Origin of the sequence: Azotobacter chroococcum (genome assembly GCF_004339665.1) — a bacterium.
Taxonomy (GTDB): domain Bacteria; phylum Pseudomonadota; class Gammaproteobacteria; order Pseudomonadales; family Pseudomonadaceae; genus Azotobacter; species Azotobacter chroococcum.
Window position 1 is genome coordinate 94,605 of the sequence record NZ_SMMU01000002.1, and the last position, 19,379, is coordinate 113,983.

The 19,379-nt window shown below is 59.6% G+C and carries 27 protein-coding genes; all 27 read left to right on the forward strand.

What is annotated here, in order from left to right; all coding sequences use genetic code 11:
* The first annotated feature begins 29 nt into the window (after nt 1–29).
* The 27 genes from rpoC to secY all read left to right on the forward strand — a co-directional run bounded on the left by rpoC (nt 30) and on the right by secY (nt 19,366).
* The gene (rpoC, locus tag EV691_RS02560) at nt 30–4,229 is read left to right on the forward strand and encodes a DNA-directed RNA polymerase subunit beta' (protein WP_089169349.1); all 4,200 of its coding nucleotides are present in this window, start codon (nt 30–32) and stop codon (nt 4,227–4,229) included.
* Nucleotides 4,230–4,375: 146 nt separating this feature from the next.
* Nucleotides 4,376–4,747: a 30S ribosomal protein S12 gene (gene rpsL / locus EV691_RS02565; protein WP_039806165.1), complete on the forward strand. Its 372-nt coding sequence runs from the start codon at nt 4,376–4,378 to the stop codon at nt 4,745–4,747.
* Nucleotides 4,748–4,853: 106 nt separating this feature from the next.
* On the forward strand, nt 4,854–5,324 hold the full coding sequence (gene rpsG, locus EV691_RS02570; RefSeq protein ID WP_131298958.1) for a 30S ribosomal protein S7: 471 nt from the start codon (nt 4,854–4,856) through the stop codon (nt 5,322–5,324).
* 29 nt (nt 5,325–5,353) lie between these two features.
* Nucleotides 5,354–7,456: an elongation factor G gene (gene fusA / locus EV691_RS02575; RefSeq protein WP_131298957.1), complete on the forward strand. Its 2,103-nt coding sequence runs from the start codon at nt 5,354–5,356 to the stop codon at nt 7,454–7,456.
* Between the two features lie 30 nt (nt 7,457–7,486).
* Entirely contained in the window at nt 7,487–8,680 is a 1,194-nt protein-coding gene (tuf, locus tag EV691_RS02580; protein WP_089169348.1) for an elongation factor Tu, read from the forward strand.
* A gap of 149 nt (nt 8,681–8,829) precedes the next feature.
* Entirely contained in the window at nt 8,830–9,141 is a 312-nt protein-coding gene (rpsJ, locus tag EV691_RS02585; RefSeq protein ID WP_003463313.1) for a 30S ribosomal protein S10, read from the forward strand.
* A gap of 84 nt (nt 9,142–9,225) precedes the next feature.
* Nucleotides 9,226–9,861, forward strand: coding sequence for a 50S ribosomal protein L3 (rplC, locus tag EV691_RS02590; protein WP_039806154.1), 636 nt, complete (start codon nt 9,226–9,228; stop codon nt 9,859–9,861).
* Nucleotides 9,862–9,874: 13 nt separating this feature from the next.
* A complete protein-coding gene (gene rplD, locus EV691_RS02595; RefSeq protein ID WP_089169347.1) occupies nt 9,875–10,477 on the forward strand; it encodes a 50S ribosomal protein L4 in 603 nt (200 codons plus the stop codon).
* A complete protein-coding gene (gene rplW, locus EV691_RS02600; RefSeq protein ID WP_039806150.1) occupies nt 10,474–10,773 on the forward strand; it encodes a 50S ribosomal protein L23 in 300 nt (99 codons plus the stop codon). The genes rplD and rplW overlap by 4 nt, the downstream gene beginning before the upstream one ends.
* An 11-nt stretch (nt 10,774–10,784) precedes the next feature.
* Nucleotides 10,785–11,606 (forward strand): 50S ribosomal protein L2, encoded by an 822-nt coding sequence (gene rplB, locus EV691_RS02605; protein ID WP_131255353.1) that lies wholly within the window; start codon nt 10,785–10,787, stop codon nt 11,604–11,606.
* A 16-nt stretch (nt 11,607–11,622) separates the two neighbouring features.
* Nucleotides 11,623–11,898, forward strand: coding sequence for a 30S ribosomal protein S19 (gene rpsS, locus EV691_RS02610; RefSeq protein ID WP_012699306.1), 276 nt, complete (start codon nt 11,623–11,625; stop codon nt 11,896–11,898).
* A 13-nt stretch (nt 11,899–11,911) separates the two neighbouring features.
* On the forward strand, nt 11,912–12,244 hold the full coding sequence (rplV, locus tag EV691_RS02615; protein WP_003304070.1) for a 50S ribosomal protein L22: 333 nt from the start codon (nt 11,912–11,914) through the stop codon (nt 12,242–12,244).
* Nucleotides 12,245–12,257: 13 nt separating this feature from the next.
* Nucleotides 12,258–12,944 carry a 30S ribosomal protein S3 gene (rpsC, locus tag EV691_RS02620; protein ID WP_039806143.1) on the forward strand — a complete coding sequence of 229 codons (687 nt, stop codon included), beginning with the start codon at nt 12,258–12,260 and terminating at the stop codon, nt 12,942–12,944.
* 14 nt (nt 12,945–12,958) lie between these two features.
* The gene (rplP, locus tag EV691_RS02625) at nt 12,959–13,372 is read left to right on the forward strand and encodes a 50S ribosomal protein L16 (protein WP_012699309.1); all 414 of its coding nucleotides are present in this window, start codon (nt 12,959–12,961) and stop codon (nt 13,370–13,372) included.
* On the forward strand, nt 13,372–13,563 hold the full coding sequence (gene rpmC / locus EV691_RS02630; RefSeq protein ID WP_039806140.1) for a 50S ribosomal protein L29: 192 nt from the start codon (nt 13,372–13,374) through the stop codon (nt 13,561–13,563). Before rplP ends, rpmC begins: the two co-directional genes overlap by 1 nt.
* Nucleotides 13,564–13,565: 2 nt before the next feature.
* The gene (rpsQ, locus tag EV691_RS02635) at nt 13,566–13,832 is read left to right on the forward strand and encodes a 30S ribosomal protein S17 (protein ID WP_012699311.1); all 267 of its coding nucleotides are present in this window, start codon (nt 13,566–13,568) and stop codon (nt 13,830–13,832) included.
* Between the two features lie 23 nt (nt 13,833–13,855).
* Nucleotides 13,856–14,224 carry a 50S ribosomal protein L14 gene (gene rplN / locus EV691_RS02640; protein WP_003289207.1) on the forward strand — a complete coding sequence of 123 codons (369 nt, stop codon included), beginning with the start codon at nt 13,856–13,858 and terminating at the stop codon, nt 14,222–14,224.
* Between the two features lie 12 nt (nt 14,225–14,236).
* A complete protein-coding gene (gene rplX, locus EV691_RS02645; RefSeq protein WP_039806134.1) occupies nt 14,237–14,551 on the forward strand; it encodes a 50S ribosomal protein L24 in 315 nt (104 codons plus the stop codon).
* A 20-nt stretch (nt 14,552–14,571) separates the two neighbouring features.
* On the forward strand, nt 14,572–15,111 hold the full coding sequence (gene rplE, locus EV691_RS02650) for a 50S ribosomal protein L5 (RefSeq protein WP_039806132.1): 540 nt from the start codon (nt 14,572–14,574) through the stop codon (nt 15,109–15,111).
* 12 nt (nt 15,112–15,123) lie between these two features.
* Nucleotides 15,124–15,429, forward strand: coding sequence for a 30S ribosomal protein S14 (rpsN, locus tag EV691_RS02655; protein ID WP_039806130.1), 306 nt, complete (start codon nt 15,124–15,126; stop codon nt 15,427–15,429).
* Between the two features lie 186 nt (nt 15,430–15,615).
* On the forward strand, nt 15,616–16,008 hold the full coding sequence (gene rpsH, locus EV691_RS02660; RefSeq protein WP_039806127.1) for a 30S ribosomal protein S8: 393 nt from the start codon (nt 15,616–15,618) through the stop codon (nt 16,006–16,008).
* A 13-nt stretch (nt 16,009–16,021) separates the two neighbouring features.
* Nucleotides 16,022–16,555, forward strand: a complete 534-nt coding sequence (gene rplF / locus EV691_RS02665; RefSeq protein ID WP_039806125.1) for a 50S ribosomal protein L6 — start codon at nt 16,022–16,024, stop codon at nt 16,553–16,555.
* 10 nt (nt 16,556–16,565) lie between these two features.
* Nucleotides 16,566–16,916, forward strand: coding sequence for a 50S ribosomal protein L18 (gene rplR, locus EV691_RS02670; protein ID WP_039806123.1), 351 nt, complete (start codon nt 16,566–16,568; stop codon nt 16,914–16,916).
* A 3-nt stretch (nt 16,917–16,919) separates the two neighbouring features.
* A complete protein-coding gene (gene rpsE / locus EV691_RS02675) occupies nt 16,920–17,420 on the forward strand; it encodes a 30S ribosomal protein S5 (RefSeq protein WP_039806121.1) in 501 nt (166 codons plus the stop codon).
* A 2-nt stretch (nt 17,421–17,422) separates the two neighbouring features.
* Nucleotides 17,423–17,599 (forward strand): 50S ribosomal protein L30, encoded by a 177-nt coding sequence (rpmD, locus tag EV691_RS02680; RefSeq protein WP_039806119.1) that lies wholly within the window; start codon nt 17,423–17,425, stop codon nt 17,597–17,599.
* A 3-nt stretch (nt 17,600–17,602) separates the two neighbouring features.
* Complete coding sequence (rplO, locus tag EV691_RS02685; RefSeq protein ID WP_131298956.1) at nt 17,603–18,037, forward strand: 50S ribosomal protein L15; 435 nt, start codon at nt 17,603–17,605, stop codon at nt 18,035–18,037.
* A complete protein-coding gene (secY, locus tag EV691_RS02690) occupies nt 18,038–19,366 on the forward strand; it encodes a preprotein translocase subunit SecY (protein ID WP_039806114.1) in 1,329 nt (442 codons plus the stop codon).
* The last annotated feature ends 13 nt before the right edge of the window (nt 19,367–19,379 follow it).

Here is a 19,379-nt window from a genome sequence, read left to right on the forward strand (position 1 = left end):
CCACCGCCGGTTCGTGAGGAGGAAAGGCCTTGAAAGACTTGCTGAACCTTTTGAAAAACCAGGGTCAACTCGAAGAGTTCGATGCCATCCGTATCGGTCTGGCTTCGCCCGAGATGATCCGCTCCTGGTCCTTCGGTGAAGTGAAGAAGCCGGAGACCATCAACTACCGTACCTTTAAGCCGGAACGCGACGGCCTGTTCTGCGCCAAGATCTTCGGCCCGGTGAAGGACTACGAGTGCCTGTGCGGCAAGTACAAGCGCCTCAAGCATCGCGGCGTGATCTGTGAGAAGTGCGGGGTGGAGGTCGCCCTGGCCAAGGTGCGTCGCGAGCGCATGGCGCACATCGAGCTGGCCTCGCCGGTCGCCCACATCTGGTTCCTCAAGTCGCTGCCGTCGCGCATCGGCCTGCTGTTGGACATGACCCTGCGCGATATCGAACGCGTGCTCTATTTCGAGAGCTACGTGGTGATCGATCCGGGCATGACCACGCTGGAGAAGGGCCAGTTGCTCAACGACGAGCAGTACTTCGAGGCCCTCGAGGAGTTCGGTGACGACTTCGATGCGCGCATGGGCGCCGAGGCGGTCCGCGAACTGCTTAACCAGATCGACCTGGAACACGAGATCGGCCGCCTGCGCGAGGAGATTCCGCAGACCAACTCGGAAACCAAGATCAAGAAGCTGTCCAAGCGGTTGAAGCTGATGGAGGCCTTCCAGGGCTCCGGCAACCTGCCGGAGTGGATGGTTCTGACTGTGCTGCCGGTGCTGCCGCCGGACCTGCGTCCGCTGGTGCCGCTGGACGGTGGCCGCTTCGCCACTTCCGACCTGAACGATCTCTACCGTCGGGTAATCAACCGCAACAACCGTCTGAAGCGCCTGCTCGACCTGGCTGCGCCGGACATCATCGTGCGCAACGAGAAGCGCATGCTGCAGGAGGCGGTGGACGCCCTGCTGGACAACGGTCGCCGCGGTCGGGCGATCACCGGCTCCAACAAGCGCCCGCTGAAATCCCTGGCCGACATGATCAAGGGCAAGCAGGGCCGTTTCCGCCAGAACCTGCTGGGCAAGCGTGTCGACTACTCCGGCCGTTCGGTGATCACCGTGGGCCCGACCCTGCGTCTGCACCAGTGCGGTCTGCCGAAGAAGATGGCGCTCGAGCTGTTCAAGCCGTTCATCTTCGGCAAGCTGGAAACCCGTGGCATGGCCACCACCATCAAGGCGGCCAAGAAGATGGTCGAGCGTGAGCTGCCCGAGGTTTGGGACGTGCTCGCCGAAGTCATCCGCGAACATCCGGTGCTGCTCAACCGTGCGCCGACCCTGCACCGTCTGGGTATCCAGGCGTTCGAGCCGGTGCTCATCGAGGGCAAGGCGATCCAGCTGCACCCGTTGGTCTGTGCTGCCTACAATGCCGACTTCGACGGCGACCAGATGGCCGTGCACGTCCCGCTGACCCTCGAGGCCCAGCTGGAGGCGCGTGCGCTGATGATGTCGACCAACAACATCCTCTCGCCGGCCAACGGCGAGCCGATCATCGTGCCGTCGCAGGACGTGGTGCTGGGTCTGTACTACATGACCCGCGAAGCGGTGAACGCCAAGGGCGAGGGTCGCGTTTTCGCCGACCTGCAGGAAGTCGACCGGGTGTTCCGGGGCGGCGAGGCATCACTGCACGCTCGCGTGAAGGTGCGGATCAACGAGACTGTCAAGCAGAAAGACGGCAGTCTGGTTCACAACACTCGCATCGTCGACACTACCGTTGGCCGTGCGCTGCTGTTCCAGGTCGTACCGGCCGGTCTGCCGTATGATGTGGTCAATCAGCCGATGAAGAAGAAGGCGATCTCCAAGCTGATCAACCACTGCTATCGTACGGTGGGCCTGAAGGATACCGTCATCTTCGCTGACCAGCTGATGTACACCGGTTTTGCCTTCTCGACCCTGTCGGGGGTTTCCATCGGAGTGAACGACTTCGTCATTCCGGCGGAAAAGGCGCGGATCATCGATGGCGCCACCGAGGAAGTGAAGGAGATCGAAAGCCAGTATGCCACCGGCCTGGTGACCCAGGGCGAGAAGTACAACAAGGTGATCGACCTGTGGTCGAAGGCCAACGACGAAGTGTCCAAGGCGATGATGGCCAACCTCTCGAAGGAGAAGGTCATCGACCGCAATGGCAACGAGGTCGAGCAGGAGTCGTTCAACTCCATGTACATGATGGCGGACTCCGGTGCGCGGGGTTCCGCGGCGCAGATCCGCCAGCTGGCCGGGATGCGCGGTCTGATGGCCAAGCCCGATGGCTCGATCATCGAGACCCCGATCACCGCCAACTTCCGCGAGGGCCTGAACGTACTGCAGTACTTCATCTCAACCCACGGCGCACGAAAGGGCCTGGCGGATACCGCACTGAAAACTGCGAACTCCGGCTACCTGACCCGTCGTCTGGTTGATGTGGCCCAGGATCTGGTCGTGACAGAGGTCGATTGCGGCACCGAACAGGGCCTGCTGATGACTCCGCACATCGAGGGCGGCGATGTGGTCGAACCGCTCGGCGAGCGCGTGCTGGGCCGAGTCATCGCCAAGGATGTGTTCCGTCCCGGGACCGACGAAGTTATCGTTCCGGCCGGCACCCTGATTGACGAGAAGTGGGTCGAGTTCATCGAGGTGAACACCATCGACGAGGTGGTCGTGCGTTCGCCGATCACCTGCGAGACCCGCTACGGCATCTGCGCCAAGTGCTACGGCCGCGATCTGGCTCGTGGGCACCAGGTCAACATCGGCGAGGCGGTCGGTGTCATCGCCGCCCAGTCGATCGGTGAGCCGGGTACCCAGCTGACCATGCGGACCTTCCACATCGGCGGTGCGGCCAGCCGGACCTCGGCAGTGGACAATGTCCAGGTGAAGAACGGTGGCAACATCCGTTTGCACAACCTGAAGCACGTCGAGCGCGCCGACGGCAACCTGGTCGCGGTGTCCCGCTCTGGCGAGCTGGCCGTGGCCGACGACTTCGGTCGCGAGCGCGAGCGCTACAAGCTGCCTTACGGTGCGGTGATTTCGGTGAAGGAGGGCGACAAGGTCGATCCGGGCGCCATCGTTGCCAAGTGGGACCCGCACACCCACCCGATCGTGACGGAAATGAAGGGTACCGTGACCTTCGTCGGCATGGAGGAGGGCATCACCATCAAGCGCCAGACCGACGAGCTGACCGGTCTGACCAACATCGAGGTGATGGATGCGAAGGACCGCCCGGCCGCCGGCAAGGATATCCGTCCGGCCGTGAAGCTGGTCGATGCCAATGGCAAGGAGCTACTGTTGCCGGGGACCGACGTACCGGCCCAGTATTTCCTGCCGGCCAACGCTCTGGTAGGGGTGGCCGACGGTGCCGAAGTGGGGGTGGGTGACGTAATCGCCCGTATCCCGCAGGAAACCTCGAAGACCCGCGATATCACCGGTGGTCTGCCGCGGGTGGCGGACCTGTTCGAGGCGCGGCGTCCGAAGGAACCGTCGATCCTGGCGGAAATCAGCGGCACCATCAGCTTCGGCAAGGAAACCAAGGGCAAGCGCCGCTTGGTCATCACCCCGAACGATGGCAGTGATCCGTACGAGGAGCTGATTCCGAAGTGGCGTCACCTCAACGTCTTCGAAGGCGAACAGGTGAATCGCGGCGAAGTGATCTCCGACGGTCCGAGCAATCCGCACGACATTCTGCGCCTGCTGGGAGTTAGTGCGCTGGCCAAGTACATCGTCAATGAAATCCAGGACGTGTACCGCCTGCAGGGTGTGAAGATCAACGACAAGCACATCGAGACCATCCTCCGGCAGATGCTGCGCAAGGTCGAGGTTGCCGAAGCCGGCGACTCGAGCTTCATCAAGGGCGATCAGGTGGAGCTGACCCAGGTGCTCGAGGAGAACGAGCAGCTGGCGACCGAGGACCGCTTCCCGGCCAGGTACGAGCGCATCCTCCTGGGTATCACCAAGGCGTCGCTGTCGACCGAGTCGTTCATCTCCGCCGCTTCCTTCCAGGAGACCACTCGCGTGCTCACCGAGGCAGCGGTCACCGGCAAGCGCGACTACCTGCGTGGTCTGAAGGAGAACGTCGTTGTCGGTCGGCTGATTCCGGCCGGCACCGGTTTGGCCTACCACAGCGAGCGCAAGCGCAAGCGCGATGCCGAGAAGCCGGTGCGGGTGAGCGCGGAAGAGGTCGAGGCCGCGCTGACCGAGGCGCTCAACACCAGCGGCAGTTGACTGCCAAGGCCTGGGCGGCGAGCTGCCTGTCGGGCCTTGCCTTGACGGGGTCCGGGAGTCTCTTTAGACTTACGGACCCCTAAATTTGGCAGGGCGAATCGCTCTGCCATTTTGTTTATGTCGAAAGACAACAGTGGAGCTAGTAGATGGCAACTATCAACCAGCTGGTGCGTCAGCCGCGCAAGCGTCTCGTCGACAAGAGCGACGTGCCTGCGCTGCAGAACTGCCCCCAGCGCCGTGGCGTGTGCACCCGCGTGTACACCACCACGCCGAAAAAACCGAACTCGGCACTGCGTAAGGTCTGCCGTGTGCGCCTGACCAACGGTTACGAGGTCACCTCCTATATCGGTGGCGAGGGGCATAACCTGCAGGAGCACAGTGTAGTGCTGATCCGTGGCGGTCGTGTCAAGGACCTTCCGGGTGTCCGTTACCACACCGTGCGCGGTTCGCTGGATACCACCGGCGTGAAAGACCGCAAGCAGGGCCGTTCCAAATACGGTACCAAGCGTCCGAAGTAATTCGGTGCGCCAATTTTCTATTTGTTGAGTCGATAAGAGTAAGGTCGGACGTGGCCTTGGTGGCTACCGTTCCGAGCTAACCTGAAGACCGTTTGAGGGCTTATCAATGCCAAGACGTCGTGTAGCAGCCAAGCGTGAGATTCTGGATGATCCGAAATACGGAAGCCAAATTCTTGCCAAGTTCATGAACCACGTGATGGAAAGCGGCAAGAAGGCGGTTGCCGAGCGCATCGTTTACGGCGCGCTGGATACCGTCAAAACCCGCAAGAACAGTGATCCCCTGGAAATCTTCGAAAAAGCACTCGACGCCATCGCTCCGCTGGTCGAAGTGAAGTCCCGCCGCGTGGGTGGTGCGACTTACCAGGTTCCGGTCGAGGTTCGTCCGTCGCGTCGCAATGCGCTGGCCATGCGCTGGCTGGTGGACTCCGCACGCAAGCGTGGCGAGAAATCCATGGCCCTGCGTCTCGCTGGTGAGCTGCTTGATGCCTCCGAGGGCAAGGGCGCTGCTGTGAAGAAGCGTGAAGACGTGCATCGCATGGCCGAGGCGAACAAGGCGTTCTCGCACTATCGTTTCTGAATTCAGCCTCCATCTACGAGGACCTCATTGTGGCCCGTACAACCCCTATCAATCGCTACCGTAACATCGGTATCTGCGCCCATGTGGACGCAGGCAAGACGACGACTACGGAGCGGATCCTGTTCTACACAGGCGTCAACCACAAGATGGGCGAGGTGCATGATGGCGCCGCCACCATGGACTGGATGGTGCAGGAGCAGGAGCGCGGTATCACCATTACCTCCGCTGCGACCACCGCCTTCTGGCAGGGCTCGACCAAGCAGTACGACAACTATCGCGTAAACATCATCGATACCCCCGGTCACGTGGACTTTACCATCGAAGTGGAGCGCTCACTACGTGTGCTGGACGGCGCTGTGGTGGTGTTCTGTGGTACCTCCGGTGTCGAGCCGCAGTCCGAAACCGTATGGCGTCAGGCCAACAAGTACGGCGTGCCGCGTATCGTCTACGTGAACAAGATGGACCGTGCTGGTGCCAACTTCCTGCGCGTCGTCGAGCAAATCAAGAAGCGTCTGGGTCACACTCCGGTCCCGGTACAGCTGGCCATCGGCGCGGAAGAGAACTTCCAGGGTCAGATCGATCTTCTCAAGATGAAGGCAATTTACTGGAACGAAGACGATCAGGGTATGACCTACCGCGAGGAAGAGATTCCGGCGGAGTTGCAGGGGCTTGCCGAGGAGTATCGCTCCAACATGGTGGAGGCTGCTGCCGAAGCCAACGAAGAGCTGATGAACAAGTACCTTGAGGGTGGCGAGCTGTCGATCGAAGAGATCAAGGCTGGGCTGCGTCAGCGCACCATCGCGTGTGAGATCGTCCCGGCTGTATGTGGTTCCTCCTTCAAGAACAAGGGTGTTCCGCTGGTTCTCGACGCCGTTATCGAATTTCTTCCGGCTCCGACCGAGATCCCTGCAATCAAGGGCGTGCATCCCGATAACGAGGAAATCGTCGACGAGCGTCATGCTGACGATAACGAGCCGTTCTCGGCGCTGGCGTTCAAGATCGCTACCGACCCGTTTGTGGGTACCTTGACGTTTGCTCGAGTGTACTCGGGTGTTCTCAGTTCTGGCGACTCGGTTATCAACTCGGTCAAGGGCAAGAAAGAGCGTGTGGGGCGTATGGTGCAAATGCACGCCAACACTCGCGAAGAAATCAAGGAAGTGCGTGCTGGTGATATCGCGGCGCTGATCGGTATGAAGGACGTCACCACTGGTGACACCCTCTGCTCGATCGAGAAGCCGATCATTCTCGAGCGTATGGACTTCCCTGAGCCGGTAATCTCCGTGGCGGTCGAGCCGAAGACCAAGGCTGACCAAGAAAAGATGGGTATCGCCCTTGGCAAGCTGGCACAGGAAGACCCGTCTTTCCGCGTCAAGACCGACGAGGAAAGTGGTCAGACCATTATTTCCGGTATGGGCGAGTTGCATCTGGATATTCTGGTCGATCGCATGAGGCGCGAGTTCGGTGTCGAGGCTAACATCGGCAAGCCTCAGGTGGCTTATCGCGAGACCATTCGCAACAAGTGCGAGATCGAAGGCAAGTTCGTGCGACAGTCCGGTGGTCGTGGCCAGTTCGGTCATTGCTGGATCCGTTTCGAGCCGGCTGACGAGGGTCAGGAAGGGTTGCTCTTCACTAACGAGGTTGTGGGTGGTGTGATTCCGAAGGAATACATCCCGGCGATCCAGAAGGGTATCGAAGAGCAGATGAAGAACGGTGTGGTTGCGGGTTATCCGCTGCTTGGTCTGAAGGCCGCCGTATTCGATGGCTCCTACCATGACGTTGACTCCAACGAAATGGCGTTCAAGATCGCGGCCTCCATGGCGACCAAGCAACTGTCCCAGAAGGGCGGTGCGGTGCTGCTCGAGCCGATCATGAAGGTCGAGGTGGTTACTCCGGAAGACTACATGGGTGATGTCATGGGCGACTTGAACCGTCGCCGTGGTCTGATCCAGGGTATGGAGGACACCGTCTCCGGTAAGGTCATCCGCGCCGAAGTCCCGCTGGGCGAGATGTTTGGTTACGCTACCGATGTACGTTCGATGTCCCAGGGACGCGCCAGCTACTCCATGGAATTCTCGAAGTACTCCGAAGCTCCGGCCAACATCGCCGAAGCTATCGTCAAAAAACAAGGTTGATTCAGCCCTTTAAGTAAGAGGTTTACTGTCGTGGCTAAGGAAAAATTCGAACGTAACAAACCGCACGTCAACGTCGGCACCATCGGTCACGTGGACCATGGCAAGACCACTCTGACGGCCGCCCTGACCAAGGTCTGCTCCGAGACTTGGGGTGGCTCCGCTCGTGCCTTCGACCAGATCGACAATGCTCCGGAAGAAAAGGCGCGCGGTATCACCATCAACACTTCCCACGTTGAATACGATTCCGCAACCCGTCACTACGCGCACGTCGATTGCCCCGGTCACGCCGACTACGTGAAGAACATGATCACCGGTGCTGCCCAGATGGACGGCGCTATCCTGGTCTGCTCGGCTGCCGACGGCCCCATGCCGCAAACCCGCGAGCACATCCTGCTGTCCCGTCAGGTGGGCGTTCCCTACATCGTCGTGTTCCTGAACAAGGCCGACATGGTCGACGACGCCGAGCTCCTGGAGCTGGTCGAGATGGAAGTGCGCGATCTGCTGTCCACCTACGACTTCCCGGGCGACGACACTCCGATCATCACCGGCTCTGCCCTGATGGCCCTGGAAGGCAAGGATGACAACGGCATCGGCGTTTCCGCCGTGCGCAAGCTGGTGGAAACCCTCGACTCCTACATTCCGGAGCCGGTGCGTGCCATCGATCAGCCGTTCCTGATGCCGATCGAAGACGTGTTCTCGATCTCCGGTCGCGGCACCGTGGTGACCGGTCGTGTTGAGCGTGGCATCGTCAAGGTGGGTGAGGAGGTGGAGATCGTCGGTATCCGTCCGACCACCAAGACCACCTGCACCGGCGTGGAAATGTTCCGCAAGCTGCTCGATGAAGGTCGTGCCGGCGAAAACATCGGCGCCCTGCTGCGCGGCACCAAGCGTGAAGACGTGGAGCGCGGCCAGGTTCTGGCCAAGCCGGGCACCATCAAGCCGCACACCAAGTTCGAAGCCGAAGTGTACGTGCTGTCCAAGGAAGAGGGTGGTCGTCACACTCCGTTCTTCAAGGGCTACCGTCCGCAGTTCTACTTCCGCACCACCGACGTGACCGGTAACGTCGAGCTGCCGGAAGGCGTCGAGATGGTGATGCCGGGTGACAACATCAAGATGGTCGTCACCCTGATCGCTCCGATCGCCATGGAAGACGGTCTGCGCTTCGCAATTCGCGAAGGCGGTCGTACCGTTGGCGCCGGTGTGGTTGCCAAGGTCATCGAGTAATCGATGAGGTGATAGAAAAAGCCCCTTTTGGGGCTTTTTCTATTGCTGATCATTTTATTGACACCTTGGGGGAGCATCCGTACAATTGCGCCTCCTTTTATCGGGCGTATTCCGCTCGGTAGGGTGGCAACTTCGAGTCTGAGGTCAAAATGCAAAACCAACAAATCCGTATTCGGTTGAAGGCTTTTGACCATCGCCTGATTGATCAATCTACCCAGGAAATCGTGGAAACCGCGAAACGTACTGGTGCTCAGGTGCGTGGTCCGATTCCTCTGCCTACTCGCAAAGAGCGGTATACCGTTCTGGTTTCGCCGCACGTCAACAAGGATGCGCGTGATCAGTACGAAATTCGTACCCACAAGCGTGTGCTGGACATCGTTCAGCCGACCGACAAGACCGTCGATGCGCTGATGAAGCTCGATCTGGCGGCTGGCGTGGAAGTGCAGATCAGCCTCGGCTAAGACCGTTCAGGTTTTGGTCGTGTAACGCTCTGAAATGGGCGGCCATAGCGGGTGAAAGCCCCGTACACTCGAGAGGTTCAAAAAATGACTATTGGTGTAGTCGGTCGTAAGTGCGGCATGACCCGCATTTTCACCGAAGAAGGTGTCTCCATTCCGGTTACGGTCATTGAGATCGAGCCGAATCGCGTGACCCAGTTCAAGAACGAAGAAAGCGACGGCTATCGTGCAGTGCAAATCACTGTTGGCGAGCGCCGTGCTTCGCGTGTGACCAAGGCGCAGGCTGGTCACTTCGCCAAGGCGAATGTCGCTGCTGGTCGTGGTGTCTGGGAGTTCCGCCTCGAAGAGGGCGAGTACCAGGCCGGTGATCAGATCACTACCGAAATTTTCCAGGCAGGACAGTTGGTGGATGTCACCGGTCAGTCCAAGGGTAAAGGCTATGCCGGTACCATCAAGCGCTGGAATTTCCGTGGTCAGGACAATACCCACGGCAACTCAGTCTCTCACCGTGTTCCGGGCTCCATCGGCCAGTGCCAGACTCCTGGCCGTGTGTTCAAGGGCAAGAAGATGTCCGGTCATATGGGTGCCGAGCGCGTGACTGTGCAGTCCCTGGAAGTGGTTCGTGTTGATGCCGAGCGCAATCTGCTGCTGGTCAAGGGTGCTGTTCCCGGCGCTACCGGCGGCGATGTGATCGTGCGTCCGGCAGCCAAGGCTCGCGGTTAAGGGGGAAGCTGAGATGCAATTGAATGTGAATGGCGCTCAGGCGATCGAAGTCTCTGAGCGCACTTTTGGCGGCGAATTCAACGAGACCCTCGTGCACCAGGCTGTCGTTGCCTATCTGGCGGGTGGTCGCCAGGGCAGCAAGCAGCAGAAGAATCGCTCCGACGTCAGCGGTGGCGGCAAGCGCCCCTGGCGCCAGAAGGGCACCGGTCGTGCGCGTGCCGGTACCACTCGTGGTCCGATCTGGCGTGGCGGCGGCATGACCTTCGCCGCTCGTCCGCAGAATCATGAGCAGAAGCTCAACAAGAAGATGTACCGTGCCGCTCTGCGCTCGATCCTGAGCGAGTTGGTACGCCAGGATCGCCTGGTCATTGTTGAAGATTTCGCCGTGGATGCCCCGAAGACCAAGAGTTTGGTGAGCAAGCTGGGTAGCCTGGGCCTGAACGATGTGCTGATCGTCTCCGATGCTGTGGATCAGAACTTGTATCTGGCTGCCCGCAACCTGCCGCATGTCGATGTTCGCGACGTTCAGGGTTCCGATCCGGTCAGCCTGATCGCGTATGACAAGGTGCTGATCACCGTGCCGGCCGTGAAGAAATTCGAGGAGCTGCTGGGATGAACCAGGAACGCGTATTTAAAGTGCTGCTTGGTCCGCACATCTCCGAGAAGGCCACCGTGCTGGCGGAAAGCAAGAAGCAGTTCGTTTTCAAGGTTGCCACCGATGCAACCAAGCTGGAAATCAAGAAGGCTGTCGAAGCTCTGTTCGAAGTGAAGGTCGCCCGTGTCACCACCCTGAATGTCCAGGGCAAGACCAAGCGCACCGCTCGCGGTCTGGGCAAGCGCAACGACTGGAAGAAGGCGTACGTCGCTCTTCAGGCCGGCCAAGATCTCGATTTCGCCAGCAGCGCTGAGTAAAGGGGTGCATCATGGCAATCGTTAAATGCAAACCGACTTCCGCTGGCCGCCGCTTCGTGGTCAAGGTGGTCAACCAGGAGCTGCACAAGGGTGCCCCCTATGCGCCGCTGCTGGAGAAGAAGTCCAAGTCCGGCGGCCGTAACAACAACGGTCGCATCACCACCCGTCATATTGGTGGTGGTCACAAGCAGCACTATCGCCTGGTCGACTTCCGTCGCAGCAAGGATGGCATTCCTGCCATCGTCGAGCGCATCGAGTACGACCCGAACCGCACCGCGCATATCGCACTGCTGAAGTATGCCGACGGCGAGCGTCGCTACATCATCGCACCGAAGGGCGTGGCGGCTGGTGACCAGCTGATCTCCGGCGTGAACGCACCGATCAAGGCGGGCAATACCCTGCCGCTGCGCAACATTCCGGTCGGCTCCACCATTCACGCTATCGAGCTGAAGCCGGGCAAGGGTGCGCAGATCGCCCGTTCTGCCGGTGCTTCCGTGCAGCTGGTTGCGCGTGAGGGTGCCTACGTGACCCTGCGTCTGCGCTCTGGCGAGATGCGCAAGGTCCTGGCTGATTGCCGTGCGACCCTGGGCGAGGTGTCCAACTCCGAGCACAGTCTGCGCTCGCTGGGCAAGGCCGGTGCCAAGCGCTGGCGTGGCGTTCGCCCGACCGTTCGTGGCGTGGCGATGAACCCGGTCGACCACCCGCATGGTGGTGGTGAAGGTCGTACCTCGGGTGGTCGTCATCCGGTGTCGCCGTGGGGCTTCCCGACCAAGGGTGCGAAGACCCGGTCGAACAAGCGCACCGACAACATGATCGTCCGCCGCCGTAAGTAACTAGAGGGATACGACTGTGCCGCGTTCTCTGAAAAAAGGTCCTTTCATCGATCTTCACCTGTTGAAGAAGGTCGAAGTGGCGGTGGAAAAAAACGATCGCAAACCGGTCAAGACCTGGTCGCGTCGTTCGATGATCCTGCCGCAGATGGTCGGTCTGACCATTGCTGTGCATAACGGCCGTCAGCATGTCCCGGTGCTTATCAGCGAGGATATGGTCGGTCACAAACTAGGCGAGTTTGCTGCTACCCGTACCTATCGTGGTCATGCGGCAGACAAGAAAGCCAAGCGTTGAGGGGTAAGGAAAGATGGAAGTAGCCGCTAAGCTGTCGGGCGCTCGAATCTCCGCCCAGAAAGCCCGCTTGGTCGCCGACCAGATCCGCGGGAAGAAGGTGGGCGATGCGCTCAACCTCCTGGCTTTCAGCAGCAAGAAAGCCGCCGAGATCATGAAGAAAGTGCTGGAGTCGGCCGTTGCCAACGCCGAGCACAACGAGGGCGCAGACGTGGATGACCTGAAGGTTTCCACCGTTTTCGTCAACGAGGGGCGTTCGCTTAAGCGCATCATGCCGCGCGCCAAGGGCCGTGCTGATCGCATCGTCAAGCGGTCTTGCCATATCACTGTCAAGGTTGCGGACAAGTAACGGAGTCGATCAGATGGGTCAGAAAGTACATCCCGTTGGCATCCGCCTGGGAATCGTCAAGGAGCATACCTCGGTCTGGTATGCAGATAAGCGCACTTATGCCGATTATCTGTTCGCCGACCTGAAGGTGCGTGAGTACCTCCAAGACAAACTAAAAAGCGCGTCCGTGAGCCGTATCGACATCGCTCGTCCGGCTCAAACCGCACGCATCACCATCCACACCGCTCGTCCCGGCATCGTGATCGGCAAGAAAGGTGAGGATGTCGAGAAGCTGCGTCAGGACCTGACCAAGCAAATGGGTGTGCCGGTGCACATCAACATCGAAGAGATCCGCAAGCCGGAGCTTGACGGTATGCTGGTTGCTCAGAGCGTAGCCCAGCAGCTCGAGCGTCGCGTAATGTTCCGTCGCGCCATGAAGCGCGCCGTGCAGAACGCCATGCGCATTGGTGCCAAGGGCATCAAGATCCAGGTGAGTGGTCGTCTGGGCGGTGCCGAAATCGCCCGTACCGAATGGTATCGCGAAGGCCGTGTGCCGCTGCACACCCTGCGCGCAGATATCGATTACGCCACCTACGAAGCGCACACCACCTATGGTGTGATCGGCGTCAAGGTTTGGATCTTCAAGGGCGAGGTCATTGGTGGCCAGCATGAAGAGCTCAAGCCGCAAGCGCCTGCGCCTCGCAAAAAAGCTGCTAAGTAAGAGGAGTACGCAACATGCTGCAACCCAAGCGTACAAAATTCCGCAAGCAGATGACCGGCCACAACCGTGGCTTGGCTCACCGTGGTAGCAAGGTCAGCTTCGGCGAGTTTGCCCTGAAGTCCGTGAGCCGCGGTCGTCTCACCGCTCGCCAGATCGAGGCTGCACGTCGCGCCCTGACCCGTCACGTCAAGCGTGGCGGCAAGATCTGGATCCGCGTATTCCCCGACAAGCCGGTTACCAAGAAACCCCTCGAAGTTCGTATGGGTAAGGGTAAGGGTAACGTCGAGTACTGGGTAGCCCAGATCCAGCCGGGCAAGGTGCTCTACGAAATCGAGGGTGTTTCCGAAGAGCTGGCGCGCGAGGCTTTCGCCCTGGCAGCAGCCAAGCTGCCGCTCGCCACCACTTTTGTTAAGCGGACGGTGATGTGATGAAAGCGAATGAACTTCGTGAAAAATCGGCTGAGCAACTGAGCGAGCAATTGCTCGGCCTGCTGCGTGACCAGTTCAATCTGCGCATGCAGAAGGCAACTGGCCAACTGGGGCAGAGTCACCTGCTCTCGCAAGTGAAGCGCGATATCGCTCGCGTCAAGACTGTGCTCAACCAGCAGGCAGGTAAGTGATCATGGCTGAAGCTCAGAAAACCGTTCGTACGCTGACCGGCCGTGTCGTAAGCGACAAAATGGACAAGACCATCACCGTCCTGATCGAGCGCCGCGTGAAGCACCCGATCTACGGTAAATACGTGAAGCGTTCGACCAAGCTGCACGCCCACGACGAAACCAACCAGTGCCGTATCGGCGACACGGTCACCATCCGCGAGACCCGTCCGCTGGCCAAGACCAAGTCCTGGATGCTGGTGGAAGTCGTCGAGCGCGCGGTGGAAGTCTAAGAGACTAAGGGTCGGAGAAAGTTATGATTCAGACTCAATCCATGCTCGACGTGGCCGACAACAGCGGTGCCCGTCGCGTCATGTGCATCAAGGTGCTGGGCGGCTCTCATCGCCGTTACGCCGGCATCGGCGACATCATCAAGGTGACCGTGAAGGAAGCGATTCCGCGCGGCAAGGTCAAGAAGGGCCAAGTCATGACGGCTGTGGTGGTTCGCACCAGGCACGGTGTCCGCCGTCCCGATGGCTCCATCATCCGCTTCGACGGCAATGCGGCAGTCCTGCTGAACAACAAGCAGGAGCCGATCGGCACTCGCATCTTCGGGCCGGTTACCCGTGAGCTTCGTTCCGAGAAGTTCATGAAGATCGTCTCGCTCGCCCCTGAAGTGCTGTAAGGAGAAGCCGTCATGCAAAAGATTCGTCGTGACGACGAGATCATCGTCATCGCCGGCAAGGACAAGGGCAAGCGTGGCAAGGTGCTCAAGGTTCTCGCGGACGACCGTCTGGTCGTCGGTGGGGTCAACCTGATCAAGCGCCACAGCAAGCCGAATCCGATGCTGGGCGTCCAGGGCGGTATCGTCGAGAAGGAGGCGCCTCTGCACGTCTCCAACGTGGCCATCTTCAATGCTGAAACCAACAAGGCTGATCGCGTCGGTTTCAAGGTCGAAGACGGCAAGAAAATTCGTGTCTTCAAGTCGACCCAAAAGCCGGTTGATGCTTGAGCACTGCTAGGTAGATAACCATGGCACGACTAAAAGAGATTTATCGGAAAGAAATCGCGCCCAAGTTGAAGGAAGAGCTTCAGCTGGCCAACGTGATGGAAGTTCCGCGCGTTACCAAAATCACCCTGAACATGGGTCTTGGCGAAGCTATCGGCGATAAGAAAATCATCGAGAACGCAGTTGCTGACCTGGAAAAAATCACTGGTCAAAAGCCGATCGTCACCTATGCTCGCAAGTCAATTGCGGGCTTCAAGGTTCGTGAGGGCTGGCCGATCGGTGTCAAGGTGACGCTGCGTCGCGATCGTATGTACGAATTCCTGGATCGTCTGCTCGCGATCTCCCTGCCGCGTGTGCGTGACTTCCGCGGTCTGAATGCCAAGTCCTTCGATGGTCGCGGCAACTACAGCATGGGCGTCAAAGAGCAGATCATCTTCCCGGAAATCGATTACGACAAGATCGATGCGCTGCGTGGTCTGGACATCACCCTGACCACCACTGCCCGTACCGATGATGAAGGTCGCGCTCTGCTGCGTGCCTTCAACTTCCCGTTCCGCAACTGACTGGAGCAGGCAATGGCCAAACAGAGCATGAAGAACCGCGAGCTGAAGCGACAGCAAACGGTTGCCAAGTACGCCAAGAAGCGTGCCGAGCTGAAAGCTATCATCGCCAACCCGAACTCCGCTCCGGAGCAGCGTTGGGAAGCCCAGATCGCCCTGCAGAAGCAGCCGCGTGATGCCAGTGCCTCGCGCCTGCGCAACCGCTGCCGTCTGACCGGTCGTCCTCATGGCGTCTACCGCAAGTTCGGTCTGGCTCGCAACATGCTGCGCCAGGCCGCCATGCGCGGTGACGTGCCGGGTCTGGTCAAGGCCAGCTGGTAAGTACATCTCGGACTCGCGAAGCCTTCGTCGAGTCCGGGCTATCTGAGTCAAGCCCCTTTTGGGGCTTGATTCTTTTCTGGACAGCCTCTAGGATGTTCGGCTCTCCTGACTTTTGATTTTTATCTGTAGTCAAGGTCCGGGGCTCAGGCCGCAAGGCTTTCTTTCTGTATCAGGAGCAATTAGCCCATGAGTATGCAGGACCCGTTAGCGGACATGCTAACTCGTATCCGTAATGCCCAGATGGCTGAGAAGACCGTCGTGAGTATGCCGTCTTCCAAGCTGAAGGTGGCTGTGGCCAGTGTTCTCAAGAACGAGGGCTACATTTCGGATTATCAAGTCAGCAGCGATATCAAGCCGCTGCTGTCTATCGAGCTCAAGTATTTCGAGGGCCGTCCGGTCATCGAGGAGCTCAAGCGCGTGAGTCGTCCTGGCCTGCGCCAGTACAAGTCCGTCGATCAGCTGCCGAAAGTGCGTGGCGGTCTGGGCGTTTCGATCGTGTCCACCAACAAGGGTGTGATGACTGATCGTGCGGCCCGTGCTGCTGGTGTTGGCGGCGAAGTGCTCTGCACTGTGTTCTAAGGGGGGGAACAGCATGTCTCGCGTTGCTAAGAACCCCGTCAAGCTGCCCGCTGGCGTAGAGATCAATCTGGCCGGTCAGCAGCTTTCGGTGAAGGGAGCCAAGGGCTCTCTCGAATTGAATGTGCATCCTTCCGTCGAGGTCATCCAGGATGCCGGTGAGCTGCGTTTTGCTGCCCGCAATGGCGATCAGCAGAACCGGGCCATGGCCGGTACCACTCGTGCACTCGTCAACAATATGGTGATCGGTGTCAGTCAGGGCTTCGAGCGCAAGCTGCAGCTGGTTGGCGTTGGTTACAAGGCGCAGGCCAAGGGGCAGATCCTGTCCCTGGCGCTTGGCTTCTCCCATCCGGTGGACTATGAGCTGCCGCAAGGCATCACTGCGGAGACTCCCAGCCAGACCGATATCCTGATCAAGGGCATCGACAAGCAGCTGGTTGGTCAGGTGGCGGCCGAGATTCGCGACTTCCGTCGTCCCGAGCCGTACAAGGGCAAGGGTGTGCGGTATGCCGGCGAAGTGGTCCATCGCAAAGAAGCCAAGAAGAAGTAGGGCATAGCAAATGAGCGTAAAGAAAGAAACTCGTCTGCGTCGCGCCCGCAAGGCGCGCCTGAAAATGCGCGAGCTGGAAACCGTACGCCTCTGCGTGTATCGCTCTTCCCAGCATATCTACGCCCAGGTCATCACGGCCGACGGCGGCAAGGTTCTGGCTTCTGCCTCGACCTTGGACAAAGAACTGCGTGACGCTGCCACCGGCAACGTCGATGCGGCCAAGAAGGTTGGCCAACTGGTAGCCGAGCGTGCGAAGGCCGCTGGCGTAACCCAGGTGGCATTCGACCGTTCTGGCTTCAAGTACCACGGTCGTGTCAAGGCACTGGCCGATGCTGCTCGTGAAGGCGGGCTGGAGTTCTAAGTTATGGCGAATAACGAGCAAAAGCGCGACGAGGGCTACATCGAGAAGCTGGTCCAGGTCAATCGCGTCGCCAAGACCGTCAAGGGTGGTCGCATCTTCACCTTTACCGCGCTGACTGTCGTTGGCGATGGCAAGGGCCGTGTTGGCTTTGGTCGCGGCAAGTCCCGCGAGGTCCCGGCTGCTATCCAGAAGGCCATGGAAGCTGCCCGCCGCAACATGATCCAAGTCGATCTGAACGGTACCACTCTGCAGTATCCGGTCAAGTCCGCCCATGGCGCTTCCCGGGTCTATATGCAGCCTGCCAGCGAGGGTACCGGGATCATCGCCGGCGGCGCCATGCGTGCCGTTCTCGAGGTTGCGGGTGTGCAGAACGTCCTGGCCAAGTGCTACGGTTCGACCAATCCGGTGAACGTGGTTTACGCCACCTTCAAGGGTCTGAAGGAAATGCAGTCCCCCGAGTCGGTGGCCGCCAAGCGTGGCAAGAGCGTCGAGGAGATTCTCTGATCATGGCAACCGTCAAAGTCACTCTGGTCAAGAGCCTGAATGGTCGTCTGGCCAATCACAAGGCTTGCGTCAAGGGCCTGGGCCTGCGTCGCATCGGTCACACTGTCGAAGTTCAGGATACCCCTGAAAATCGCGGGATGATCAACAAGGCCTATTACCTGCTGCGTGTGGAGGGTTAATCCATGCAACTGAACGATCTGCGTTCCGCGCCGGGTGCCCGGCGCGAGAAGCTGCGTCCGGGTCGTGGCATCGGCAGCGGCCTCGGGAAGACCGGCGGCCGTGGCCACAAAGGGCAGACTTCCCGCTCCGGCGGCAAGATCGCTCCCGGGTTCGAGGGCGGTCAGCAGCCTCTGCATCGCCGTCTGCCGAAGTTCGGCTTCACTTCCCTGAAAGCCATGGATCGTGCGGAAATTCGCACTTCCGAGCTGGCCAAGTTGGACGGTGATGTCGTGACTCTGCAGGCGCTGAAGGATGCCGATCTGGTCAATCAGAACGTCCGTCGCGTGAAGGTCATGCTGTCTGGCGAGGTAAGTCGGGCCGTTACCCTGAAGGGGATCGCCGTCACCAAGGGTGCGCGTGCGGCCATCGAAGCAGCTGGCGGTAAGATCGAGGACTAAATGGCTAAGCAAGGTGCTCTCTCCGCACTCAGCAATGGCGGGCTGTCCGAGCTCTGGGCTCGGCTGCGGTTCCTGTTCCTGGCGATCATCGTCTATCGCATAGGCGCGCATATCCCGGTGCCAGGAATCAATCCCGACAGGCTGGCGGAACTGTTCCAGCAGAACGAGGGAACCATTCTTAGCCTGTTCAACATGTTCTCCGGTGGCGCGCTGGAGCGGATGAGCATCTTTGCGCTGGGGATCATGCCGTATATTTCGGCATCGATCATCATGCAGCTGATGACCGTGGTCAGCCCCCAGCTGGAGCAGTTGAAGAAGGAGGGCGAGGCCGGTCGTCGCAAGATCAGCCAGTACACCCGTTACGGGACACTTGTTCTGGCGATTATCCAGGCCTTCGGCATGTCCGTCGGTCTGGCCAGCCAGGGTGTCGCCTTCGCCGCCGATTTCAGCTTCCACTTCGTGGCTGTGACCACCTTCGTGGCTGGTGCGATGTTCATGATGTGGCTGGGTGAGCAGATTACCGAGCGAGGCGTCGGCAATGGTATCTCGATGCTGATCTTTGCCGGGATCGTGGCCGGTCTGCCGGCAGCGATCGGTCAGTCGTTCGAGTCTGCCCGTCAGGGTGATATCAATATCATTGCTCTGCTGTCTGTCGCGCTGCTGGCTGTGGCGATCATCGGCTTTGTGGTTTTCGTCGAGCGTGGCCAGCGACGTATTGCGGTGCACTATGCCAAGCGTCAGCAGGGTCGCAAGGTTTTTGCTGCGCAGACCAGCCACTTGCCGCTGAAGGTGAATATGGCGGGGGTCATTCCGGCCATTTTCGCTAGCAGCATCCTGCTGTTCCCAGCTTCGCTGGGGTCCTGGTTTGGTCAGTCGGAAGGCATGGGCTGGCTGCAGGACATTGCCCAGGCCATCGCGCCCGGTCAGCCATTGAATATCCTCCTGTTCAGTGTGGGGATCATTTTCTTCTGCTTCTTCTACACTGCGCTGATGTTCAATCCCAAGGATGTGGCGGAAAACCTGAAAAAATCGGGCGCTTTCATTCCGGGCATCAGGCCGGGTGAGCAGTCGGCGCGCTATATCGATGGTGTACTGACCCGCTTGACCATTTTTGGCGCTCTCTACATGACGGCGGTCTGTCTGCTCCCACAGTTCCTGGTGGTGGCAGCCAACGTGCCGTTCTATCTTGGCGGGACTTCGTTGCTGATCGTGGTGGTGGTTGTGATGGACTTCATGTCGCAAGTACAATCGCACCTCGTTTCGCACCAGTACGAATCCCTGATGAAGAAAAGCAACCTGAAGGGCTATGGCGGCGGCATGCTCCGCTGATTCGCCCATAAGG

Bases quoted from the DNA above. Each gene is read 5' to 3' on its own strand.
- rpsE (WP_039806121.1), top strand. From the start codon at position 16,920: ATGGCGAATAACGAGCAAAAGCGCGACGAGGGCTACATCGAGAAGCTG.
- rpmC (WP_039806140.1), top strand. From the start codon at position 13,372: ATGAAAGCGAATGAACTTCGTGAAAAATCGGCTGAGCAACTGAGCGAG.
- rpsQ (WP_012699311.1), top strand. From the start codon at position 13,566: ATGGCTGAAGCTCAGAAAACCGTTCGTACGCTGACCGGCCGTGTCGTA.
- rpsL (WP_039806165.1), top strand. From the start codon at position 4,376: ATGGCAACTATCAACCAGCTGGTGCGTCAGCCGCGCAAGCGTCTCGTC.
- rpmD (WP_039806119.1), top strand. From the start codon at position 17,423: ATGGCAACCGTCAAAGTCACTCTGGTCAAGAGCCTGAATGGTCGTCTG.
- rpsH (WP_039806127.1), top strand. From the start codon at position 15,616: ATGAGTATGCAGGACCCGTTAGCGGACATGCTAACTCGTATCCGTAAT.
- rplN (WP_003289207.1), top strand. From the start codon at position 13,856: ATGATTCAGACTCAATCCATGCTCGACGTGGCCGACAACAGCGGTGCC.
- rplW (WP_039806150.1), top strand. From the start codon at position 10,474: ATGAACCAGGAACGCGTATTTAAAGTGCTGCTTGGTCCGCACATCTCC.
- rplF (WP_039806125.1), top strand. From the start codon at position 16,022: ATGTCTCGCGTTGCTAAGAACCCCGTCAAGCTGCCCGCTGGCGTAGAG.
- rplD (WP_089169347.1), top strand. From the start codon at position 9,875: ATGCAATTGAATGTGAATGGCGCTCAGGCGATCGAAGTCTCTGAGCGC.
- rplE (WP_039806132.1), top strand. From the start codon at position 14,572: ATGGCACGACTAAAAGAGATTTATCGGAAAGAAATCGCGCCCAAGTTG.
- secY (WP_039806114.1), top strand. From the start codon at position 18,038: ATGGCTAAGCAAGGTGCTCTCTCCGCACTCAGCAATGGCGGGCTGTCC.
- rpsJ (WP_003463313.1), top strand. From the start codon at position 8,830: ATGCAAAACCAACAAATCCGTATTCGGTTGAAGGCTTTTGACCATCGC.
- rpsG (WP_131298958.1), top strand. From the start codon at position 4,854: ATGCCAAGACGTCGTGTAGCAGCCAAGCGTGAGATTCTGGATGATCCG.
- rpsN (WP_039806130.1), top strand. From the start codon at position 15,124: ATGGCCAAACAGAGCATGAAGAACCGCGAGCTGAAGCGACAGCAAACG.
- rplX (WP_039806134.1), top strand. From the start codon at position 14,237: ATGCAAAAGATTCGTCGTGACGACGAGATCATCGTCATCGCCGGCAAG.
- rpsC (WP_039806143.1), top strand. From the start codon at position 12,258: ATGGGTCAGAAAGTACATCCCGTTGGCATCCGCCTGGGAATCGTCAAG.
- rplP (WP_012699309.1), top strand. From the start codon at position 12,959: ATGCTGCAACCCAAGCGTACAAAATTCCGCAAGCAGATGACCGGCCAC.
- rplV (WP_003304070.1), top strand. From the start codon at position 11,912: ATGGAAGTAGCCGCTAAGCTGTCGGGCGCTCGAATCTCCGCCCAGAAA.
- rplC (WP_039806154.1), top strand. From the start codon at position 9,226: ATGACTATTGGTGTAGTCGGTCGTAAGTGCGGCATGACCCGCATTTTC.
- rplB (WP_131255353.1), top strand. From the start codon at position 10,785: ATGGCAATCGTTAAATGCAAACCGACTTCCGCTGGCCGCCGCTTCGTG.
- rplR (WP_039806123.1), top strand. From the start codon at position 16,566: ATGAGCGTAAAGAAAGAAACTCGTCTGCGTCGCGCCCGCAAGGCGCGC.
- rplO (WP_131298956.1), top strand. From the start codon at position 17,603: ATGCAACTGAACGATCTGCGTTCCGCGCCGGGTGCCCGGCGCGAGAAG.